15 protein-coding genes, 1 tRNA gene and 1 other RNA gene are annotated in these 17,751 nt (G+C 70.5%); 12 read left to right on the top strand and 5 right to left on the bottom strand.

Annotated features, from left to right (window positions below; all coding sequences use genetic code 11):
- The first annotated feature begins 36 nt into the window (after nucleotides 1-36).
- From KY469_13365 to KY469_13345, 5 genes are all read left to right on the top strand, one after another.
- Nucleotides 37-465, top strand: coding sequence for a cyclic nucleotide-binding domain-containing protein (locus tag KY469_13365; protein MBW3664083.1), 429 nt, complete (start codon nucleotides 37-39; stop codon nucleotides 463-465).
- A 70-nt stretch (nucleotides 466-535) separates the two neighbouring features.
- Complete coding sequence (locus tag KY469_13360) at nucleotides 536-1,537, top strand: TerC family protein (GenBank protein ID MBW3664082.1); 1,002 nt, start codon at nucleotides 536-538, stop codon at nucleotides 1,535-1,537.
- Nucleotides 1,538-1,564: 27 nt separating this feature from the next.
- Nucleotides 1,565-1,636 (top strand) — tRNA-Val (locus KY469_13355).
- 33 nt (nucleotides 1,637-1,669) lie between these two features.
- Nucleotides 1,670-2,794 carry a Nif3-like dinuclear metal center hexameric protein gene (locus tag KY469_13350; GenBank protein ID MBW3664081.1) on the top strand — a complete coding sequence of 375 codons (1,125 nt, stop codon included), beginning with the start codon at nucleotides 1,670-1,672 and terminating at the stop codon, nucleotides 2,792-2,794.
- Nucleotides 2,795-2,807: 13 nt separating this feature from the next.
- Entirely contained in the window at nucleotides 2,808-3,545 is a 738-nt protein-coding gene (locus tag KY469_13345; protein ID MBW3664080.1) for a hypothetical protein, read from the top strand.
- A gap of 4 nt (nucleotides 3,546-3,549) precedes the next feature.
- Here KY469_13345 and KY469_13340 read toward each other — a convergent pair whose 3' ends face one another.
- The 4 genes from KY469_13340 to KY469_13325 form a co-directional block, all read right to left on the bottom strand.
- Entirely contained in the window at nucleotides 3,550-4,446 is an 897-nt protein-coding gene (locus KY469_13340; GenBank protein ID MBW3664079.1) for a GGDEF domain-containing protein, read from the bottom strand.
- 9 nt (nucleotides 4,447-4,455) lie between these two features.
- Nucleotides 4,456-7,110, bottom strand: coding sequence for a trehalose-phosphatase (gene otsB, locus KY469_13335; GenBank protein MBW3664078.1), 2,655 nt, complete (start codon nucleotides 7,108-7,110; stop codon nucleotides 4,456-4,458).
- Nucleotides 7,107-8,513, bottom strand: coding sequence for a trehalose-6-phosphate synthase (locus tag KY469_13330; protein MBW3664077.1), 1,407 nt, complete (start codon nucleotides 8,511-8,513; stop codon nucleotides 7,107-7,109). Before KY469_13330 ends, otsB begins: the two co-directional genes overlap by 4 nt.
- 105 nt (nucleotides 8,514-8,618) lie before the next feature.
- A complete protein-coding gene (locus tag KY469_13325) occupies nucleotides 8,619-9,425 on the bottom strand; it encodes an aminotransferase class IV (GenBank protein MBW3664076.1) in 807 nt (268 codons plus the stop codon).
- A 113-nt stretch (nucleotides 9,426-9,538) separates the two neighbouring features.
- Between KY469_13325 and KY469_13320 the strand changes: the two genes are divergently transcribed.
- Both KY469_13320 and rnpB read left to right on the top strand, forming a co-directional pair.
- Nucleotides 9,539-10,051, top strand: coding sequence for a DUF4442 domain-containing protein (locus tag KY469_13320; GenBank protein ID MBW3664075.1), 513 nt, complete (start codon nucleotides 9,539-9,541; stop codon nucleotides 10,049-10,051).
- Between the two features lie 79 nt (nucleotides 10,052-10,130).
- Nucleotides 10,131-10,507, top strand: an RNA gene (gene rnpB, locus KY469_13315) — RNase P RNA component class A.
- Between the two features lie 122 nt (nucleotides 10,508-10,629).
- On the opposite strand, the gene KY469_13310 is transcribed toward rnpB, so the two are convergent.
- Nucleotides 10,630-11,997, bottom strand: a complete 1,368-nt coding sequence (locus KY469_13310) for an NAD-dependent succinate-semialdehyde dehydrogenase (GenBank protein ID MBW3664074.1) — start codon at nucleotides 11,995-11,997, stop codon at nucleotides 10,630-10,632.
- 127 nt (nucleotides 11,998-12,124) lie between these two features.
- On the opposite strand from KY469_13310, the gene hemE reads away from it, so the two are divergent.
- The 5 genes from hemE to KY469_13285 all read left to right on the top strand — a co-directional run bounded on the left by hemE (nucleotide 12,125) and on the right by KY469_13285 (nucleotide 17,745).
- Nucleotides 12,125-13,159 (top strand): uroporphyrinogen decarboxylase, encoded by a 1,035-nt coding sequence (gene hemE, locus KY469_13305; GenBank protein ID MBW3664073.1) that lies wholly within the window; start codon nucleotides 12,125-12,127, stop codon nucleotides 13,157-13,159.
- Nucleotides 13,152-14,072 (top strand): ferrochelatase, encoded by a 921-nt coding sequence (gene hemH, locus KY469_13300; protein ID MBW3664072.1) that lies wholly within the window; start codon nucleotides 13,152-13,154, stop codon nucleotides 14,070-14,072. The genes hemE and hemH overlap by 8 nt, the downstream gene beginning before the upstream one ends.
- The gene (hemG, locus tag KY469_13295; GenBank protein MBW3664071.1) at nucleotides 14,069-15,427 is read left to right on the top strand and encodes a protoporphyrinogen oxidase; all 1,359 of its coding nucleotides are present in this window, start codon (nucleotides 14,069-14,071) and stop codon (nucleotides 15,425-15,427) included. The genes hemH and hemG overlap by 4 nt, the downstream gene beginning before the upstream one ends.
- An 84-nt stretch (nucleotides 15,428-15,511) precedes the next feature.
- Nucleotides 15,512-16,408 (top strand): phytanoyl-CoA dioxygenase family protein, encoded by an 897-nt coding sequence (locus KY469_13290; GenBank protein ID MBW3664070.1) that lies wholly within the window; start codon nucleotides 15,512-15,514, stop codon nucleotides 16,406-16,408.
- A 2-nt stretch (nucleotides 16,409-16,410) separates the two neighbouring features.
- Entirely contained in the window at nucleotides 16,411-17,745 is a 1,335-nt protein-coding gene (locus KY469_13285; GenBank protein MBW3664069.1) for a B12-binding domain-containing radical SAM protein, read from the top strand.
- The last annotated feature ends 6 nt before the right edge of the window (nucleotides 17,746-17,751 follow it).

The following is a 17,751-nucleotide window of genomic DNA, read 5'->3' as shown; positions in this document are numbered from 1 at the left end:
CCCGTAGGGGACGGGGCCCGGCAGGGGGAGACGACCGTGACCGATGCTGTCGATCGTGACGCCATCCTCGCGACGCTGGCGAGCATGCCGGTGTTCGACGGGGTCCACACCAAGACGCTCACCGACGTGCTCGATCACTCCGAGCTCATCGACGTCCGCGACGGTGACCTCCTGACGGTCGAGGACGAGGTCGGTACCGAGGTGTTCGTGATCGTCGAAGGCAGGGCCGTGGTGACCCTGGGGGGGCGCGAGCTCGCGGTCCTGGAGGCGCCCGACTTCTTCGGCGAGATCTCCGCGTTCCAGGGTGATGAGCGGACCGCGTCGGTGCGTGCGATCAGCCCGATGCGGGCGCTCGTGTTGGATCGCCACGCGTACGCGCAGCTCTTGGCCGAGGAGCCGGTCTTCGGCGCGCGTGTGCTCACGGCGGTGCGTGACCGGATGGACGCCTTGATGGCCGACCTCTGAACGCGGTGAGCGTGTTCACTCCGTGTAGACGGGACGAACACCCACACCGATGCTCGGAGGGCCTCTCTCCATGCCGAACTTCGTGATCGCTGCCGGCGCGCCTGCCGGCAGGTTCGTGGATATCACCGTGCCCGGTTGGGTCTGGGGCGCGCTCGTGGTCGCGATCGTGGTGCTGCTGCTGCTCGATCTGCTCCTCGTGCACCGCACTCCGCACGAGGTGAAGTTCCGCGAGGCGCTGATCGAGTCGGCGGTGTGGATCGCGCTCGGTCTGGCGTTCGGACTGATCCTGTGGTGGTGGGAGGGTGCCCGCGTCGCTGGTGAGTACTACGCCGGCTACCTCATCGAGAAGAGCCTGTCGGTCGACAACGTCTTCGTCTGGGCCGTCATCTTCAGCTACTTCAGCGTGCCGGCGAAGTACCAGTTCCGCGTGCTGTTCTGGGGCGTCTTCGGGGCGCTCGTCCTGCGCGCGATCTTCATCTTCGCCGGCGTGGCGTTGCTCGACCGCTTCGATTGGCTGCTGTACGTGTTCGGGGCGTTCCTGCTCTACACCGCCTTCAAGATGGTGCGTCACCGCGGGACCGAGGTGCACCCCGAGGACAACCCGGTGTTGAAGCTGGTCCGGCGGGTCGTGCCGTCGACCAACGAGTACGACGGGCAGAAGATGTTCACTCGCCGCAGCGGGGCGCTCCTGGCAACGCCGCTGTTCGCAGTGCTCGTCCTGGTCGAGGCCACCGACGTGGTCTTCGCGATCGACTCGGTCCCTGCGATCCTCGCGGTGAGCCGCGAGCCGTTCATCGTGTTCGCCTCGAACGCCTTCGCGATCCTCGGTCTGCGCGCGCTGTACTTCGCGCTGGCCGGGATGGCGGGCCGCTTCCGCTACCTCGACCTCGGGCTCGCCGCGATCCTCGGTTTCGTCGGCGTCAAGATGCTGATCGTCAACGTCTACCACCTCCCGATCGCGCTCTCGTTGGCGATCATCGCGGCGATCCTCACCGTGGCCATCGTCACGTCCGTTCGTGCGGACCGTCGGGGCGAGCCGACCGATCTGCACCACGCCCCGGAACCGCTCTGACCGGCGACCGCCGTACCCTTGCGCCTCGGGTCCGTAGCTCAACGGGAGAGCGTCCGCCTTACAAGCGGAAGGTCGGGGGTTCGACACCCTCCGGACCCACGTAGGCTCTTGTCGGTCTGACAGGAGCACGGCATGCCCGACACCGTCGGCGACTGGCTCTCGCTGGTCCACGCGCTCTACCCGCCGGCTCACGCGGCGTCGTGGGACCACGTGGGCCTGCAGGTCGGCGATCCGGTGTGGTCGGTCGAACGCGTCCTCGTGTCGCTCGACGTGACCATCGGCGTGATCGAGGAGGCGACCCAGGACGCGACGCCGACCCTCGTGCTGGCTCACCACCCCCTGCTCTTCCGGCCGCTCGAGAGCCTCACCCCGGACACGGCTAGTGGCGCCACGGCGCTCGCCGCAGCACGAGCGCACGTCGCGGTCGCGGCCGCCCACACCAACCTCGACGTGGCGAGCGACGGCGCTGGGACGTCCGAGCCCGTCGTGCGACTGCTGGAACTGAACGACGTGGTCCCGCTGACCAGCGAGATGCGGAGTTCGTCACGCGTCAAGCTCGTCACGTTCGTGCCCTCAGACCACACCGAGACCGTGCTCGATGCGTTGGCCGCGGCTGGGGCGGGGACGATCGGCGAGTACGAGCGCTGCTCGTTCCGCGTCTCAGGCACGGGGACGTTCCGCCCTCGAGCGGGCGCCGTCCCGCACTCTGGTGAGGTCGGGGCGGACAACGCCGAGGAAGAGGACCGGCTCGAGATCGAGGTGCCGCGCGGCGGGATCGGCCGCGTCGTGCGCGCCCTGCTCGCGTCCCATCCCTACGAGGAGGTCGCCTACGACCTCGTGCCGCTGCTCGAGCACGCCGACATCGGCTTCGGCCGGGTGGGGACCCTGCCGCAGCCGCTGCCGTTGCGTGCGCTGGCGGCGCGGATCCGCGACGACCTCCCGTCGCCGCATCTGCGGTTCGCCGGCAACCCTGACGCCCTGGTGCGCCGTGTCGCCGTCGTCGGGGGAGCGGGTGACTCGCTCCTCGCTGCGGCGCTCGCTGCGGACGTCGATGTCTACGTCACCGGCGACCTGCGTCACCACGTGACCCTCGACGCGCTGGAGCGTGGGCTCGCGCTAGTGGATGCTGGCCACCACGCGACCGAGGTCGCGGCGCTGCCGGCGTGGATCGACCGGCTCCGGCACCAGGCGTCCGCACGGGGCCTGACGGCCGAGGTGGTACGGTCTCGAACTCCCACCGACCCGTGGTCCGGCTGACCGTGGAGGTCCTGTGAGCGAAGAGTCCACGCCGACACCCGAGCAACTCCAAGCGCTGCTGCGCCTCCAGCGGGCCGACAAGGATGTCCGTCGTCTGCAACACCAGCTGGACAACCTCCAGGAACAGCAGGCCCTCGATGACGTGGCCGTGAAGCGTGAGACCGTCGACCGCGCCCACGACGAACGGCGCGTCCAGTTGGAGGTGGCTTCCGGCGAGGTGAACAAGCTCGAGGGCGAGGTGGGGCTGCTCACTCAGCGCAAGGCCGACGAGCAGCAGCGGTTGTACTCCGGCGAGATCTCCAACCCACGCGAACTGCAGGGGATGCGGGCCGAGATCGACTCGACCCAGCGACGCATCAGCGAGCACGAGGACCACCTGCTCGAGGCGATGGAGAGGCGTGACACCATCACCAAGGAGATGGACCAGCTCGGGGCCAAGCGCGACGAGTTCGACACCGAGATCGCCGGGCTCACGACGGCGCGTGACGAGGCTGCCGAGGGTCTGCTCGCCGACCTGGCGGAGGCCAAGGCGGTGGTCGATCGCGAACGTGAGACGCTCCCGGCGGACATGCTGGCCAGCTACGACGCGGCCGCGGCCGAGTTCGGTGGCATCGGCGTGGGAGAGCTGAAGGGCGACATGTGCACGGGTTGTCGCATCGAACTGCCGCGCGCGGAGATCGGTGAGCTGTTGGATGGCCCGCCGTTGACCCGCTGCCCCGAGTGCCGCCGCATCCTGGTCGTCAGCAGCTGACCGCTCACCGACCTTCGAGCGGCTCGGGGACGTCGGTGCTCACCGCGACCTGATCGGGGCCCTGGTTCCGCGCGGCGTCGACGGCGTGGTTGGCCGCACGGAGCAGCCGGACCTCGTCCGAGGCGTTCTCCGGGTACGTCGCGATGCCGAAGTAGACGTGGACCTCCAGCGAAGAGCCGTCGGGGAGGATCAACTCCTCGTCCGCGAGCACCCGCCCCAGCCGGCGTGCTGCCGCGCGTGCACCCTGGGGATCCGCCCCGACGAGCGCGATCGCGACCTCGTCTCCGCCGATCCGTGAGACGAGGTCGTCCCGCTTGACGGAGTGGCGGATCGCGTGACCGAGGGCACGCAACGCCTCGGTGCCGATGGGGTGGCCGAACTCCTCGTTGAGCTGCTTCATGCCCACGACGTCCGCGAGGAGGATGCTGAACGTCTGGCCCTGGTCTCGCAGCTCGCGCAGCCCGTCGTAGAAGGCCCGCACGTTCAGCAGACCGGTGACGGGATCCTCGGTGGCGCTGCGCAGCAGTGCGGTGTCGCGTTCGCTCTCGATGCGCTGGATCACCCCACCTGTGACGCCCAGCGCCAGCAGCGAGAGCGTGCGGGCGACGACGCTGACCGCCTCGCTCGTCTGGAGCCCGTGTGCCGCGTCGGTGACGATCGCTCCACCGCTCAGCACGCCAGCCACGACGAGACCGGACCCCGCTCCCCCCACCAGGCCAGCCAGGAGCGCTGGCAGCGCGGCCAGCCACACCCACCGGGGATCTTCGGTGGCGGCGTGCAGACCGACCGTCACCGCCAGGACCGAGAGCAGGACCGCCAGCCGCACTGCCGGTTGCGCGAGGTTGCGCTCGAGCTGGTCGAGTCGCGAGGCGGCCCGAGCGGTGACGTCGTCGCGAGCCACTGGCTCCCCTTACACGCGGGTGGAGTTGATGCCGCGGACCGATCGCTCGTGCGCGTGCAGCTCCTCGTCGATCGCGGTGGCTGCGCCGATCAGGCCCATGTGGGTGAACCCCTGAGGGAAGTTCCCGAGGTGCTCGTGCGTCGCGGGGTCGAGCTCCTCCGCGTACAGCCCTAGCGTGCCGGCGAACGACACCAGACGTTCGAAGATGCGTACGGCCTCGTCGAGCTCGCCCATGCGAGCGAGCAACTCGACGAGCCAGAACGAGCACATCAGGAACGCGCCCTCCTCGCCTCGGAGGCCGTCGCGGGACCGGTACCGCAGGAGCAAACCGTCCGCGATCTCGAGCTCACGGCGGACCGCGGCGACGGTGCCGCGCACCCGGTGATCGCGGGGAGGGAGGAACCCGCGGAGGGGCAGCAGCAGCACCGATGCGTCCAGCTCCTTCGATCCGTAGGCCTGGACGAACGAACCCACCTCGTCGTCGTAGCCGTGCTCGAGGATCGAGTCCGAGATCTCGTCGGCGACGCCCTGCCAGCGCTCGTAGGGAGCACGCAGCCCCAGTCCGCGACCGATGCGGATCGCGCGGTCGACCGCCAGCCAGCACTGGAACTTGCTGAAGGTGTGGTGGCGCGGAGCGGAGCGGATCTCCCACAGACCGCTGTCGGGGTCGCGCCAGCGCTCGATGACGGTCCCGACCAACTCACGGATCACGGGCCAGCGAGCTGCGGGGACCTCGCCGCCGAACTGCTCGGTGAGGTAGCCCAGCTGCATGGCGGCCCCGTAGATGTCGAGCTGGAGCTGGCTGGCGGCACCGTTGCCGATGCGCACGGGGCGCGAGTCGGCGTACCCGTTGAGGTGCTCGAGCTCGAACTCCGTGAGATCCTCCTCGCCGGTGATGCGGTACAGCGGCCGGAGCGCGTTGGCACCGCCGATGCGGTCGCTGAGCTCGGACAGCCAGCGGATGAAGGTCTCGGCCTCGCGCGCGTGCCCGATGCGCAGGAACGTCTCGAGCACGTACGCCGAGTCGCGGATCCAGGCGAACCGGTAGTCCCAGTTCCGCTCGCCTCCGAGCGTCTCGGGAAGACTCGTCGTCGGGGCGGCGACGAGCGCGCCCGTGGGCTCGTAGACCAAGCCCTTCAGCAGCAGAGCCGAGCGGACGACCAGGTCGCGCCAGGGCCCCGTGTAGTCGATCAAGTGCGCCCAGCGGCCCCAGGTACGGACGGTGAGGTCGAGCAGCTCCGCAGGGGACAGGTGGTTGTGGGGGCCGCGTTCGCTCCCGGTCGTCTCGAGCCGGAACCACAGGTCGTCTCCGGGATGCAGGTCGAGCTGGGCGACCGCAGCCGGGAGACCGTCTTCGTGGGTGCGTACCTGGAAGGCCACCTCGGGTGAGCGCACGCGGATCCAGTCGACCCCTGCGCGCCCCACGGCGCCGTCCTCGACGAGTTCGACATCGGTCCGTGCACGCGCGTAGTCGAACCTCGGCTGGAAATCGACGTCGACGGTGACGTCGCGGAAGGCCTCGACACGGCGGAGGAGCAGGTGACCGGTGTGGGTCGCGTCGAACGCGTTCACGCGTGAGTACACGAAGAAGTCAGTGACCGTCATGACCGGGTTCCCGCGGTCGACGAACCGTGTGACGAGGACGTTGGTCTCGCCGAGGTAGGTGCGCTGGACGGTGAGGGCTGGACCCGCCGGCCGGATGCGGAAACGACCACCACGGACGGGGTCGAGCAGCGCCGCGAAGACGCTGGGGGAATCGAACCTCGGGACGCAGAGCCAGTCCACCGAGGCGTCGGGGGACACGAGCGCGGCCGTGCGCGAGTCCCCGATCATCCCGTAGGACCCGATCGGGTGGCGACCGTCGGTCTCGACCCGCACCACCGGACGGTCGGCCTCGCCGACGGCGAGTTTCCGGAGGAACTCCACGACGCGGTTGGGATCCTCGAGCCGCCACCGTGCCGCCGTGGGACGGGGTCGGTCGGCGACGAGGATGGCATCGCCGCCCAGATCCTCGGCCGCCTCGAACGCGTCCTCGTCGGTGACGTCGTCGCCGAGCACAAACGGGATCAACCCTGGGTGCTCCCGCGCGATCCACCGTACGGCGTCGCCCTTGTCGGTGCCGGCGCGCCGCAGTTCGAGGACGGCCTTGCCGCGCAGCAGCTGCCAGCCGTCGGCGGTGTGCCGTTCGAGGGTGGAAGCGACCTCGGGGAGCTGGTGGGCGACGACCTCGGGTGCGACCCGGCGGTGGTGCACCGCGATCGAGGTCTTCTTGCGCTCGAGCTGCCAACCGCTCGAAGCGTCCACGAGCTGCTCGAGTTCGCTCCAGATCTCGTCGAGCTCGGCGGTGACGTCTCCGACATCGCCGACGGCCGCACGCTCGCCGTCGCGTTGGATCACCTCCGTGCCGTGACCCCCGATGACGGTGAGCGCGAGGTCGCCGAGCCGCGAGCTGACATCGTCTGCGCTGCGACCGCTGAGGACGACGACGGTGATGCGGTCCGCGAGCTCGCGGACCGCCGCCTCGGCGCCGTCGGCGAGCTGGGCGTCGTCGGGGTGGTCGACGATCCAGCTGAGCGTCCCGTCGAAATCGAGGATCAGGAACCGTCGTTCGAGGTCGCCAAGCTGTGCGAGGATCGCCGACAGGTCGTCCGCGTACCGCCTCACGAGACCTCCGCGAGCTCGCCCAACTGTGCACGCACCCACGCGTACACATCGTTGTGGTGTACCCGAGATGCCATCCGCTGGAGACGTCTTCGGCGGTCTTGCTCGGGTAGGGCGAGCGCGTCTTCGATCTTCAGAGACAGGCCTTCGACGTCGAAGGGGTTGCACAGCAGCGCCCCGTCGAGCTCGAGGGCCGCGCCGGCGAACTCGCTGAGCACCAACGCTCCGGAGCCCTCGGCCGCGTTCTGGACGACGACGAACTCCTTCGCGACGAGGTTCATGCCGTCCTTCAACGGTGTGACCAGCATGGCGTCAGCGAGGCGGTAGTACGCGGCGAGGCGGGGCGGTGGCACCGAGCGGTAGAGGTAGTGGACGGGCACGTCGGAGCCGGGCTCGGTGAACCGGCCGTTGAGGCGGCCGATCGTGTACTCGACCTCCTCTCGCAGCTCGCGGTACTCCTTGACGTCATCCCGGCTCGGCACCGCGACCTGCACGAACGCGACCGAGCGACGTAGGTCCCCACGCCGTTCGAGCAGCTGCTCGATGGCCTGGAGCCGATGCCTGATGCCCTTGGTGTAGTCGAGGCGGTCGATGCCGAGGAGCACGCGTCGACCCTCGAACTGCGCCCGGAGCGTCTCGAGTTCCTGCTCGGTGCGTGGGTTGGTCGCCAGGGCGGCGTACTCGTCGGCGTCGATCGAGATCGCTCGTGCGATCGTGCGGACACGGCGGCCGTCGGGCAGCACCAGCCGTCTGCCACGCACGGCGACGTCGGGGACGACTCGGCGGACCGCGTCGACGAAGTTGGTGCGGTACCGCTCGGTGTGGAAACCCACGACGTCGGCACCGAGCAGCCCTTCGAGTAGCTCGTCACGCCACGGTAGTCGGGCAACGAGCTCGGGCGGTGGGAAGGGGATGTGCAGGAAGTACCCCACGGGGCCGGTCAGACCGCGCTCGCGGAGCAGCTGAGGCACGAGCATCAGGTGGTAGTCGTGGACCCACACGAGCGCGTTGTCGGTGTCGACCTTGACGGTCGCATCGGCGAAGTCGTGGTTGACGTCGCGGTAGACCTCCCACCACCGACGGTCGATGATCGGTGCTTCGATCAGATCGTGGAACAAGGGCCACAGGGTCCGGTTCGCGAAGCCGTGGTAGTAACCCTGGATCTGGGCGCGGCTCAGACCGACCGGGTGCAGGTCGGCGTTGAAGCCCTCGACCCGCTGGGGGATGTCCTCCGCACCCCCGTCCCAACCGATCCAGGCGCCGCCCTGCTCCTCGATGACCGGACGCAACGCCGTCACCAGGCCGCCGGCACTGGCCCGCCACGCACCGCGTACCCGCTTGACCGGTAGGCGGTTGGCGACGATCACCAGCCGGCGGTCGGTCCTGCCCTTGCGGCCTCGTGCCACGTCTTCCGCTGCCTCGGATCTGTGCGTTCCCACGGTAGTCGGACCGCGCCGGGCTTGGGCGAGGCGGCCCCGTCCTTCGTCGAGCCTCCCCGTCGTGCGAGACCCTCAGGGGCGGGGGTCGAGCGACGCCTCGATGTGCTGGGCGAACCGGTCGCGCAGCTCGGTGCTGAGGGGGCCCGGTGCGGCGAAGGCTACGTCCTCGAGCGCGTGGACCGGGAGGAGTGGCCGTGTGGCGGACAGCACGAACACCTCGTCGGCGCCCCGGAGCTGGTCGAGCTCGTACACGCCGAGCTCGACGTCGGTGATCTCGCGCAGCTCGCGCAGCGTCACCGACTCCAGGATCGGCAGCTCGCGATGGTCGGGTGCGTGCACCGTCCCGTTCCGGACCCACGCGATCGCGGCGGTCGGTAGCTCGTGGACGATGCCGTCCACTGTGATCACGCCGTCGTCACCGTGCCGCTCCTGGGCGTGCCGGGTGACCCACTGGTTGGTCGCGTACGACAGGGTCTTGGCGCCCGACAGCGCGGTGCGCCACGGCACCTCGACCGCGACGAGCGCGAGCACCTCCGGCCACACCGGTTGCGACAGGAGGCCGCGGACGAGCCCGCTGCGAGTGACGACGAGCTTGAGGGCCCCATCCCGGTCGCCCCAGGCGGCCAGCAGATCGCCAACGACGTGACGCAGGACCGGGATCCGCACGCCGACGGTCTTGGCCGACCGCCGCATCCTGGCGAGGTGACGGTCGAGGGCGTGGGTACGCCCGTGGCGGACGAGGATGGTCTCGAACACCGCGTCCCCGCGCAGGAACCCGTCGTCGAGCAGAGGCACGGTCGCCTCGGACGCGGGAACGACCCGACCCTCCATCCACGCGATCGGCGTCGGGACACGGGTCGGGGCGGTCTCGGTGCTCACGGGGCTGCATCGTGTCAGGTCGGGGGTGGTGGCGCGACTCCGTGGTCGCGAGCGTGACCCTGGTTCGGTGAGGCACCACTTCCTGTAGCGGCTCGTTCGGCCGGAGGGATCGTGTGGAACCGTTCGACGCGACAGCGTTCGCTCGCGAGCTGCTCGAGGTCGCCGATGCGGGCGGACAGCCGCTCGCCGACGTCCTCGCGGAGGCGGGAGAGCGCCTGCCGTTCAACCAGCACACGGGTGTCGAGGTCCGCTCGGTCGAACCGGGACACGCCCAGACGGTGTTGCGCGAGGACCCTCCGCTCGACAACCACATCGGAACCGTCCACGCCATCGCCGAGCTCGCTCCGGCCGAGCTCGCGGGGGCGACCGCGGTGGGCTCGCGCCTCGGTCCCCTGTACGCGGCCGGCTACCTGCCGCTGGTGCGCGACCTGCGCGTGCGCTACCGCAAGCCGGCGCGGGGCGAGCTGGTGGCGACCGCGACGTTCGGGACGGACGAGGCCGCGGCCATCCAGGCGGCCGTGGATGCTGGGGAACGCGCCGTCTGCGACGTCGACGTCGATGTCTCCGATGCCGAGGGGACGGTCGCCGAGGTGACCCTCGGCTTCGTGTTCAAGCAGCTCGCCTGAACTTCTCCCCCGGTCTCTCTGGATATCCAGGACGACCGGGGGAGAAGTCCGGCCGCGTCACGTACCCTCAGGTGTTGGACGAGTCGGGGAGGCGGCCGCGCCGGAGCTTCGCGCTCCGGTGAGGAAAGTCCGGACTCCACAGGGCAGGGTGCTGGGTAACGCCCAGGCGTGGTGACACGCGGACAGTGCCACAGAAACAGACCGCCGATGGCTGCTCCGGCAGCACAGGCAAGGGTGGAAAGGTGGTGTAAGAGACCACCAGCGCCTCGGGTGACCGGGGCGGCTCGGTAAACCCCACCTGGAGCAAGGCCAAGCAGGGACAGGGTGGCCCGCCCGTCACGTCCCAGGTAGGCCGCACGAGGCGTCGGGTGACCGGCGTCCCAGATGGATGGTCGCCACCCGGCGGCGGGCAACCACCGCCGGGGACAGGATCCGGCTTACACCCCGACTCGTCCTCATCTTGGCGACGCCGCATCCGCGTCGTCGATAGGGCCGTCGCGGTACATCCGCGGCCGAGAGCGCGGTCTCGGCCGCTCGGGGCGCATGGGGACCCGGACGTTCGTCGTAGCGGTCGGGGTTCAGGGGTGCTCGACCCAGACGGTCTTGATGTTGGCGAACTCGTGGATGCCAAACTCGCCCAGCTCGCGGCCGTAGCCGGAGCCCTTGACCCCGCCGAACGGCACCCGGGGATCGGACTTGACCAGCTCGTTGACGAACACGCTCCCCACCTGGATGGACCCGGCCAACCGCTCCGCGCGGTCGAGGTCGCGGGTCCAGAGGCTGGCTCCGAGCCCGAACTCGGTGCTGTTGGCGATGGCGACGGCATCGTCGTCGTCTGCAACGGTGATGACGGCGGCGACCGGTCCGAAGGTCTCCTCGGCTCCGGCCGGCACGTGCGGTCCGACGTCCGTCAGCAGGGTCGGCGCGTAGAAGAAGCCCGCCCGATCCAGGGGCTGGCCCCCGGTCACGAGGGTCGCGCCCTCCTTCTGTGAGCGCTGCACCTGGTCGTGCAGGTCGTCACGCAGGTCCTCCCGGGCCAGAGGACCCACCTCGGTGTCGCGATCGGAGGGATCGCCGATGCTCAACGCCTCCAACCGGGCGCGGAAGCGTTCGATGAAGGCGTCCGCGACCGCTGCGTGCACGATGAAGCGCTTCGCGGCGATGCACGACTGGCCGGAGTTGATCAGGCGCGAGTTCACGCCCACCTCGGCAGCTCGGTCGAGGTCGGCGTCGTCGAGCACGATGAAGGGATCCGAACCCCCGAGTTCCAGCACCGTCTTCTTGAGGTGTTCCCCAGCCCGGGATGCGATGACTTTCCCGGCCGAGTTCGAACCGGTCAGCGTCACGCCCCGCACGCGTTCGTCGGCGATGACCGTCGCCGCCTGGTCGTGGTCGATCAGCAGCGCCTGGAAGACGCCATCGGGCGCCCCGGCCCCGGCGAAGACCCCCTCGATCGCGAGTGAGCAGCCGGTCACGTTGGTGGCGTGCTTCAGCAGGCCGACGTTGCCGAGCGCGATGGACGGGGCCGCGAAGCGGAACACCTGCCAGAGGGGGAAGTTCCACGGCATCACGGCGAACACCGGGCCCAGTGGATCGAACCGCACGTAGCTGCGGGCAGCGTCGGTGTCGATCTCACGCCGCTCGAGGTACTTCGGGGCGTGCTCGGCGTAGTGGCGGCACACCCAGGCGCACTTGTCGACCTCGGCCTCGGCTTGCGCGATGGGCTTGCCCATCTCCTGCGTCATGAGGCGGGCGAGTTCGGGCTTGCGCGACTCGAGCGAGTCCGCCACCGATCGCAGCAGGTCGAGGCGCTCGTCGAGCGGGCGCGCGGCCCAGTGCTCGTAGCCGGTCCAGGCGCGCGCGAGACGCCACGCGACCTCGTCGGCATCGTGGTCGGGGTACTCCTCGAGCGGCTCGCCGGTCGTGGGGTTCACGGTCGTGGTCACGGCGCTACCTCCAGGCGCTGACGGCGACCTCAACGGTAGGTCGCCGTGGACCAGGCCGCGCCCCGGGTGTCACCGCCGAGCGGCCGGTCGGTACCGTGTACCGCTCCCGGCTCCTCCCCGAGGCCCCGTGTCCCCTGGTAGCCCCTTCCTCCGTGCCTGTCGTGGTGAGCCTCACGACACCGTGCCGGTGTGGTTCATGCGCCAGGCGGGGCGTGCACTGCCCGAGTACCGCGCCATCCGCGCGGAGCACTCGATGCACGACGTCGTGTCCACCCCCGAGCTCGCGGTCGAGGTCACCCTCCAGCCGGTCCGGCGCTACGGCGTGGACGCCGCGATCCTGTTCTCCGACATCGTCACGCCGCTGGTCGGGATCGGGCTGCCGATCGAGATCCGCGCCGGCGTGGGCCCCGTCGTCGAGCAGCCCTTCCGACGGGCGGAGGACCTCGACCGGCTGCGTCCCCTCGAGGCGGACGAGGACCTCCCCTACGTCGTCGCGACGGTCCGCGATCTCGTCCGGGAGCTGAGCGTCCCGCTCATCGGGTTCGCCGGCGCGCCGTTCACGCTCGCGAGCTACCTCATCGAGGGCGGACCGTCGAAGAGCTACGCGCGCACCAAGGCGATGATGTTCACCGAACCCCAGCTGTTCCGCTCGCTGCTCGAACGACTGGGCGACGTCGCGGTTGCGACGTTGCGTGCCCAGGTCGAGGAAGGGGCGCAGGCGGTGCAGCTGTTCGACAGCTGGGCGGGTGCGCTCGCTCCCGCCGACTACCGCGAGCACGTGCTGCCGGTCTCGCAGCGGATCTTCTCCGAGCTGGCGCCGCTCGGCGTCCCGAGGATCCACTTCGGCGTGACCACCGGCGAGCTGCTGCCGATGATGGCGGAGGCGGGCGCCGACGTCGTTGGGGTCGACTGGCGGACCCCGCTCGACGCGGCGCGTGACCGCGTCGGCGACGTCGTCGCGTTGCAGGGCAACCTCGACCCCACGAGCCTGCTCGCGCCTTGGGAGGTGGTCGCGGAACGCGTCCGCGACGTGCTCCACCGGTCGGGCGACCACCCGGCCTACGTGTTCAACCTCGGGCACGGGGTGCTCCCGGCCAGCGATCCCGCCATCCTCCAGCAGGTCGTCACCTTGGTGCACGAGGAGGGCCGGGTCCGTGGCTGACGTCGCCGTGCTCGTCATGGCGTACGGGACACCCGCCGGTCTCGACGAGGTGGAGGACTACTACACACACATCCGGCGCGGCCGCGCCCCGACCCCCGAGTTGCTCGCCGACCTCGTCGCCCGGTACGAAGCCATCGGTGGCGCCTCGCCGCTGCGCGACATCACCGAGCGCCAGGCTGCGGGCCTGCAGGCACAGCTCGAGAGCCGTGAGACCGGGCGCTTCGAGGTGTTCCTCGGCATGAAGCACGCCGCCCCCTTCATCGAGGACGCGACCGAGCGCATCGTCGCGGCTGGGCACGACGACGTCGTCGGGTTGGTTCTGGCGCCGCACCGCTCCGGCCTCGGCGTCGGTCAGTACCACGAGCGCGCCCGCGCCGCCTTGGGTCGCGACGTCCGCTTCCGCGGGATCGAGTCGTGGTACCGCCACCCCGACTACATCGGCTACCTCGGCGACGAGGTCGCTACCGCCATGGAGCGGGTGCCTGAGCCCGCCCGGGCGCGAACGCACGTGCTCTTCACCGCCCACTCGCTGCCGACCCGTATCGTTGCGGAAGGCGGCACCTACCCGATGCAGCTACGTGAGACCGCCGAGCTCGTGTCCGAACGGCTCGATCTGCAGAGACGCTCGATCGCGTGGCAGTCGGCGGGGCGCACGTCCGAACCGTGGCTGGGTCCCGACATCCTCGAGGTGCTCCCCGCCCTCGCCGACGCTCACGGGATGGAGGCGGTCGTCGTGTGCCCGTGTGGCTTCGTGGCCGACCACCTCGAGGTGCTCTACGACGTCGACATCGAGGCGCACCAGGTCGCGGCTGAGCACGGCCTGGAGATGCAGCGCACGGCCATGCCCAACGACGACCCGCGTCTGCTCTCGCTGCTGGCCGATGTCGTGATCGAGCGCGCGAGCTCGCGATGAAGGTCACGGTGGTCGGCGCCGGCATCAGCGGCCTGGCGACCGCGTGGTTCCTTCACCGCGACCACGACGCGCACGTGGTGGTCCTCGAGGCGACCGAGCGGGTCGGTGGCAAGCTGCGCTCCGAGGAGGTCGGCGGCGTCGCGCTCGACCTCGGGGCGGACTCGTTCCTGGCTCGCCAACCGCACGTCGAACGGCTCGTCCGGCGGCTGGGACTTGGTGACGAACTGGTCGCCCCGGCCACCTCGCGCGTGTCCGTGTGGACCCGGGGCGGCCTGCGGCGCCTGCCGAGCGGGACGATCCTGGGTGTCCCGACCGAGGTGGTGCCGCTGCTGCGCTCCGGTGTGCTGTCGTGGCGCGGTGTCGCCCGGGCGGCGCTCGATCTGGTGAAGCCCCGCGACGCCGTAACCGCCGACCGCTCGGTCGGTGCCCTCGTCGCGTCGCGCTTCGGACGCGAGGTCGTCGACGTCCTGGTCGATCCGCTGCTCGGCGGCGTCTACGCGGGCGATCCGTACCGCCTCAGCGTCGAGGCGACCACCCCGGTCCTCGCGGACGCTGCTCGGTCGGGGCGGAGCCTGCTGCTCGCACTGCGACGGCGACGGCGCGCCGCCGCTGATGACGGTGGCCCGATGTTCCTCACCTTGCGGGACGGGGGCATGGGGCGTCTCGCGGTCGCGCTGGCAGATGACCTACCGAGCGGCTCGATCCGGTACGGCGAGGGTGCACGTCGCATCGCTCACGAGGACAGCCGAGCGGTCGTGGAGACCGATAACGGGACGGCGATCACCTCGGACGCTCTCGTGCTCGCCGTCCCGGCGCACCGCGCGGCTCCGCTGGTCGAGCCGCTGGCGCCCCGCGTCGCTGAGACGCTCGCGGGGATCGACTATGCGAGCGTGGCGACCATCGCGCTGGTCTACCCGCGCCCGGTCGTGCAGTCACTTCCCGAGGGCAGCGGGATGCTCGTGCCCAGTCGCGAGGGGCGACTGGTGAAGGCGGTCACGTTCGTCGACGCGAAGTGGGCCCACCAGCGCCGTGACGAGCAGGTGCTCCTGCGCGCGTCGGTCGGCCGGGCGGGCGACTCCGGCCTGCCACCGGACGACGGAGCGATCGTCGGTACCGTGATCAGCGACCTCGAGCAGATGCTCGGCATCCGGGGGGAACCGCTGGCGATCCGCGTCACCCGCTGGGAGCGTGCGCTCCCGCAGTACGAGCCCGGGCACCTCGACCGCATCGGGTCGGCACGGACGCAGCTCGCCGAGGTCGGCCCGCTCCACCTCGCCGGGGCCGGCTACGACGGAGTCGGGGTCGCGTCGTGCGTCGCCGCGGCGCAGTTGCTGGCGAGGCGCCTGGTGACCTGACGGGCACGAGCTCGTGCCCACGCGGGCACCCGTCCGGGCACGCGCCCCGCCGTACCCTCGCTGCGGACCTCGATCGGGGGAGCGGTGAGCGCAGCGACCACCTCGATCGCCGACCGCGAGCTCGCGCAGCGCGGCTACACGCGGCTCGGCCGCGTCCTCGACGACGCCACCGTCGCGGACCTGCGCGCGGAGCTGGATGGGTTCGTGCCCGACGCGGTACCGGACGGGCCCTACGGCGTGCTCCGTCACGATCCCTGGCGCCGACTGCCCGCGTTCGCGGCGGTGCTGGGGGCCAGCTCCGTGGCCGAGGCCCCTCGACGCGTCCTCGGGGTCGATCGGGTCGTGCTGTTCCAGGACCACGTCGTGTGGAAGCCGCCCGGCACCCGTGAGGAGGTCCGCTGGCACCAGGACCGCTCGTACTGGCCGCTCGATGCTCCCCTCGGTGTCACGTTGTGGATCGCGCTCGACGACGCCGACGAGGACAACGGCTGCCTGCGCTACGTGGTGGGCACCCACCTGCTCGGGGAGCGACGCCCCGCGGACTTCGTGCCCGGCGCCGACCGCGGAGGTGAGCGCTCAAGTAGCGGAGCGGTAGCGCAACCCGAGCGCTCAAGTAGCGGAGCGGTAGCGCAACCCGAGCGCTCAAGTAGCGGAGCGGTAGCGCAACCCGAGCGCTCAAGTAGCGGAGCGGTAGCGCAACCCCACGAGGCGCTGCCCACCATCGACATCGCGGGGCGCGAGGCCGACATCGAGTCGGCGCCGTGCGGGGCGGGGGAGGGGCTCGCCCACGATCCCTGGGTGTGGCACGCGTCGCCGCCCAACCGCAGCCACCGTCACCGGCGCGCGTGGTCGCTCAGCTTCGTGACCCCGGAGGCCCGCTGGGCTCCCGATCGTGCCCCGCACCCCTACCTCTACCAGCTCGATCCGGCCCCCGGGGCCCCACTGGATCCCGCCCGGTTCCCCCACTACTCGGAGGTGTAGGCGTGCGCATCCTCTTCCTCGAGATCGACCACGAGGCCGATTGGGCGGTGGCCTCGATCGGGGCGGCGTTCATCGGCGCCTACCTCCGCGAACACGGGCACGAGTCGTCGATGTACCGCGTCGCCTACGACGCGCCGCTCGACCGCGTCGTCGACCACGTCCGCGCGGTCGGCCCGGACCTGATCGGGGTGTCGCTGACGAGCCGGCAGTGGCTGCGCGCGCGCGAGGTCGTCGGCCACGTGCGTGAGCACCTCGACATCCCGGTGATCGCCGGAGGGCTGCACCCCACCTTCGCGAGCCAGCGCGTCCTCGCGGCACCCGGCTTCGACTACGCCTGCCTCGGCGAGGGCGAGGTCGCCATGCTCGAGCTGGTCGGGGCGCTGGAGGCCGGTGGCTTCCCGCGCGACGGGATACGCAGCATCGGGGCGCGGGGCGGTCCACCTGCGCTGATCCGCGAGCCGTTCGAGCCGATCGACGCGCTGCCGTTCATGGCGCGCGACCACCTCGACGAGCATCCGAGCCTGCGGCACTTCGTCACCCAGCGAGGGTGTCCGTTCCCGTGCACCTACTGCGCGGCGCGTCAGTTCAGCGATCTGTACGACGACGGCTACAAGTCCTACGGCCGGCGACGGTCGCTGGACAACGTCAAGGCGGAGTTCGAGGCGATCCGCGATGGCCTCGGCTACGTGATCTTCCTCGACGACACCTTCACCATCAACCACGCGTGGGTGCGTGAGTTCTGCGCGTGGTACCGCGAGGAGGTCGGCGTCGGCTTCTCGCTGCACGCTCGTGTCGAGACCGTCAACCCGCGGATGCTCGAGGAGCTCGCCGAGGCTGGCTGTCGCCACATCACGTACGGCGTCGAATCGGGCAGCGAACGGGTGCGGCGCGAGATCATGAAGCGCTTCGCCACGAACGAGCAGTTCGAGCGCGTCTTCCGGTGGACCCAGGACGTGGGGATCATGGTGACCGCCAACTACATCATCGCTACTCCGGGCGAGACCCGCGACGACATCGAGATGACGCTGGCGCTGCACGAGCGGCTCGCCCCGACCGACTTCGGCTACTTCGTCTTCTACCCGTACGAGGGCACCGAGCTGTTCCGCGTGTGCCGCGACAACGGCTACCTCCCCGACGACTACGAGGAGCTCCCGGCGAACCACCGCCGCTCGATCCTGAGGTTGCCGGATCTGACACCCGACGACATCGAGCACTACTACGAGCGGTTCACCGAGGTCCACGTCCGTGACACCGTGGCGCGCCTGGGCACCGAGGCTTCGGTCGCGGACCGGGCCATCGCCGAGACGATGATCCGCGACCGGGCAGCGGTGGGGTAGCGGCTA

The sequence above is a fragment of the Actinomycetota bacterium genome, from assembly GCA_019347575.1.
GTDB lineage: Bacteria > Actinomycetota > Nitriliruptoria > Nitriliruptorales > Nitriliruptoraceae > JAHWKY01.
The sequence above is the reverse complement of the archived record's forward strand: the minus strand, read 5'-3'. Positions and strand labels throughout refer to the sequence as shown.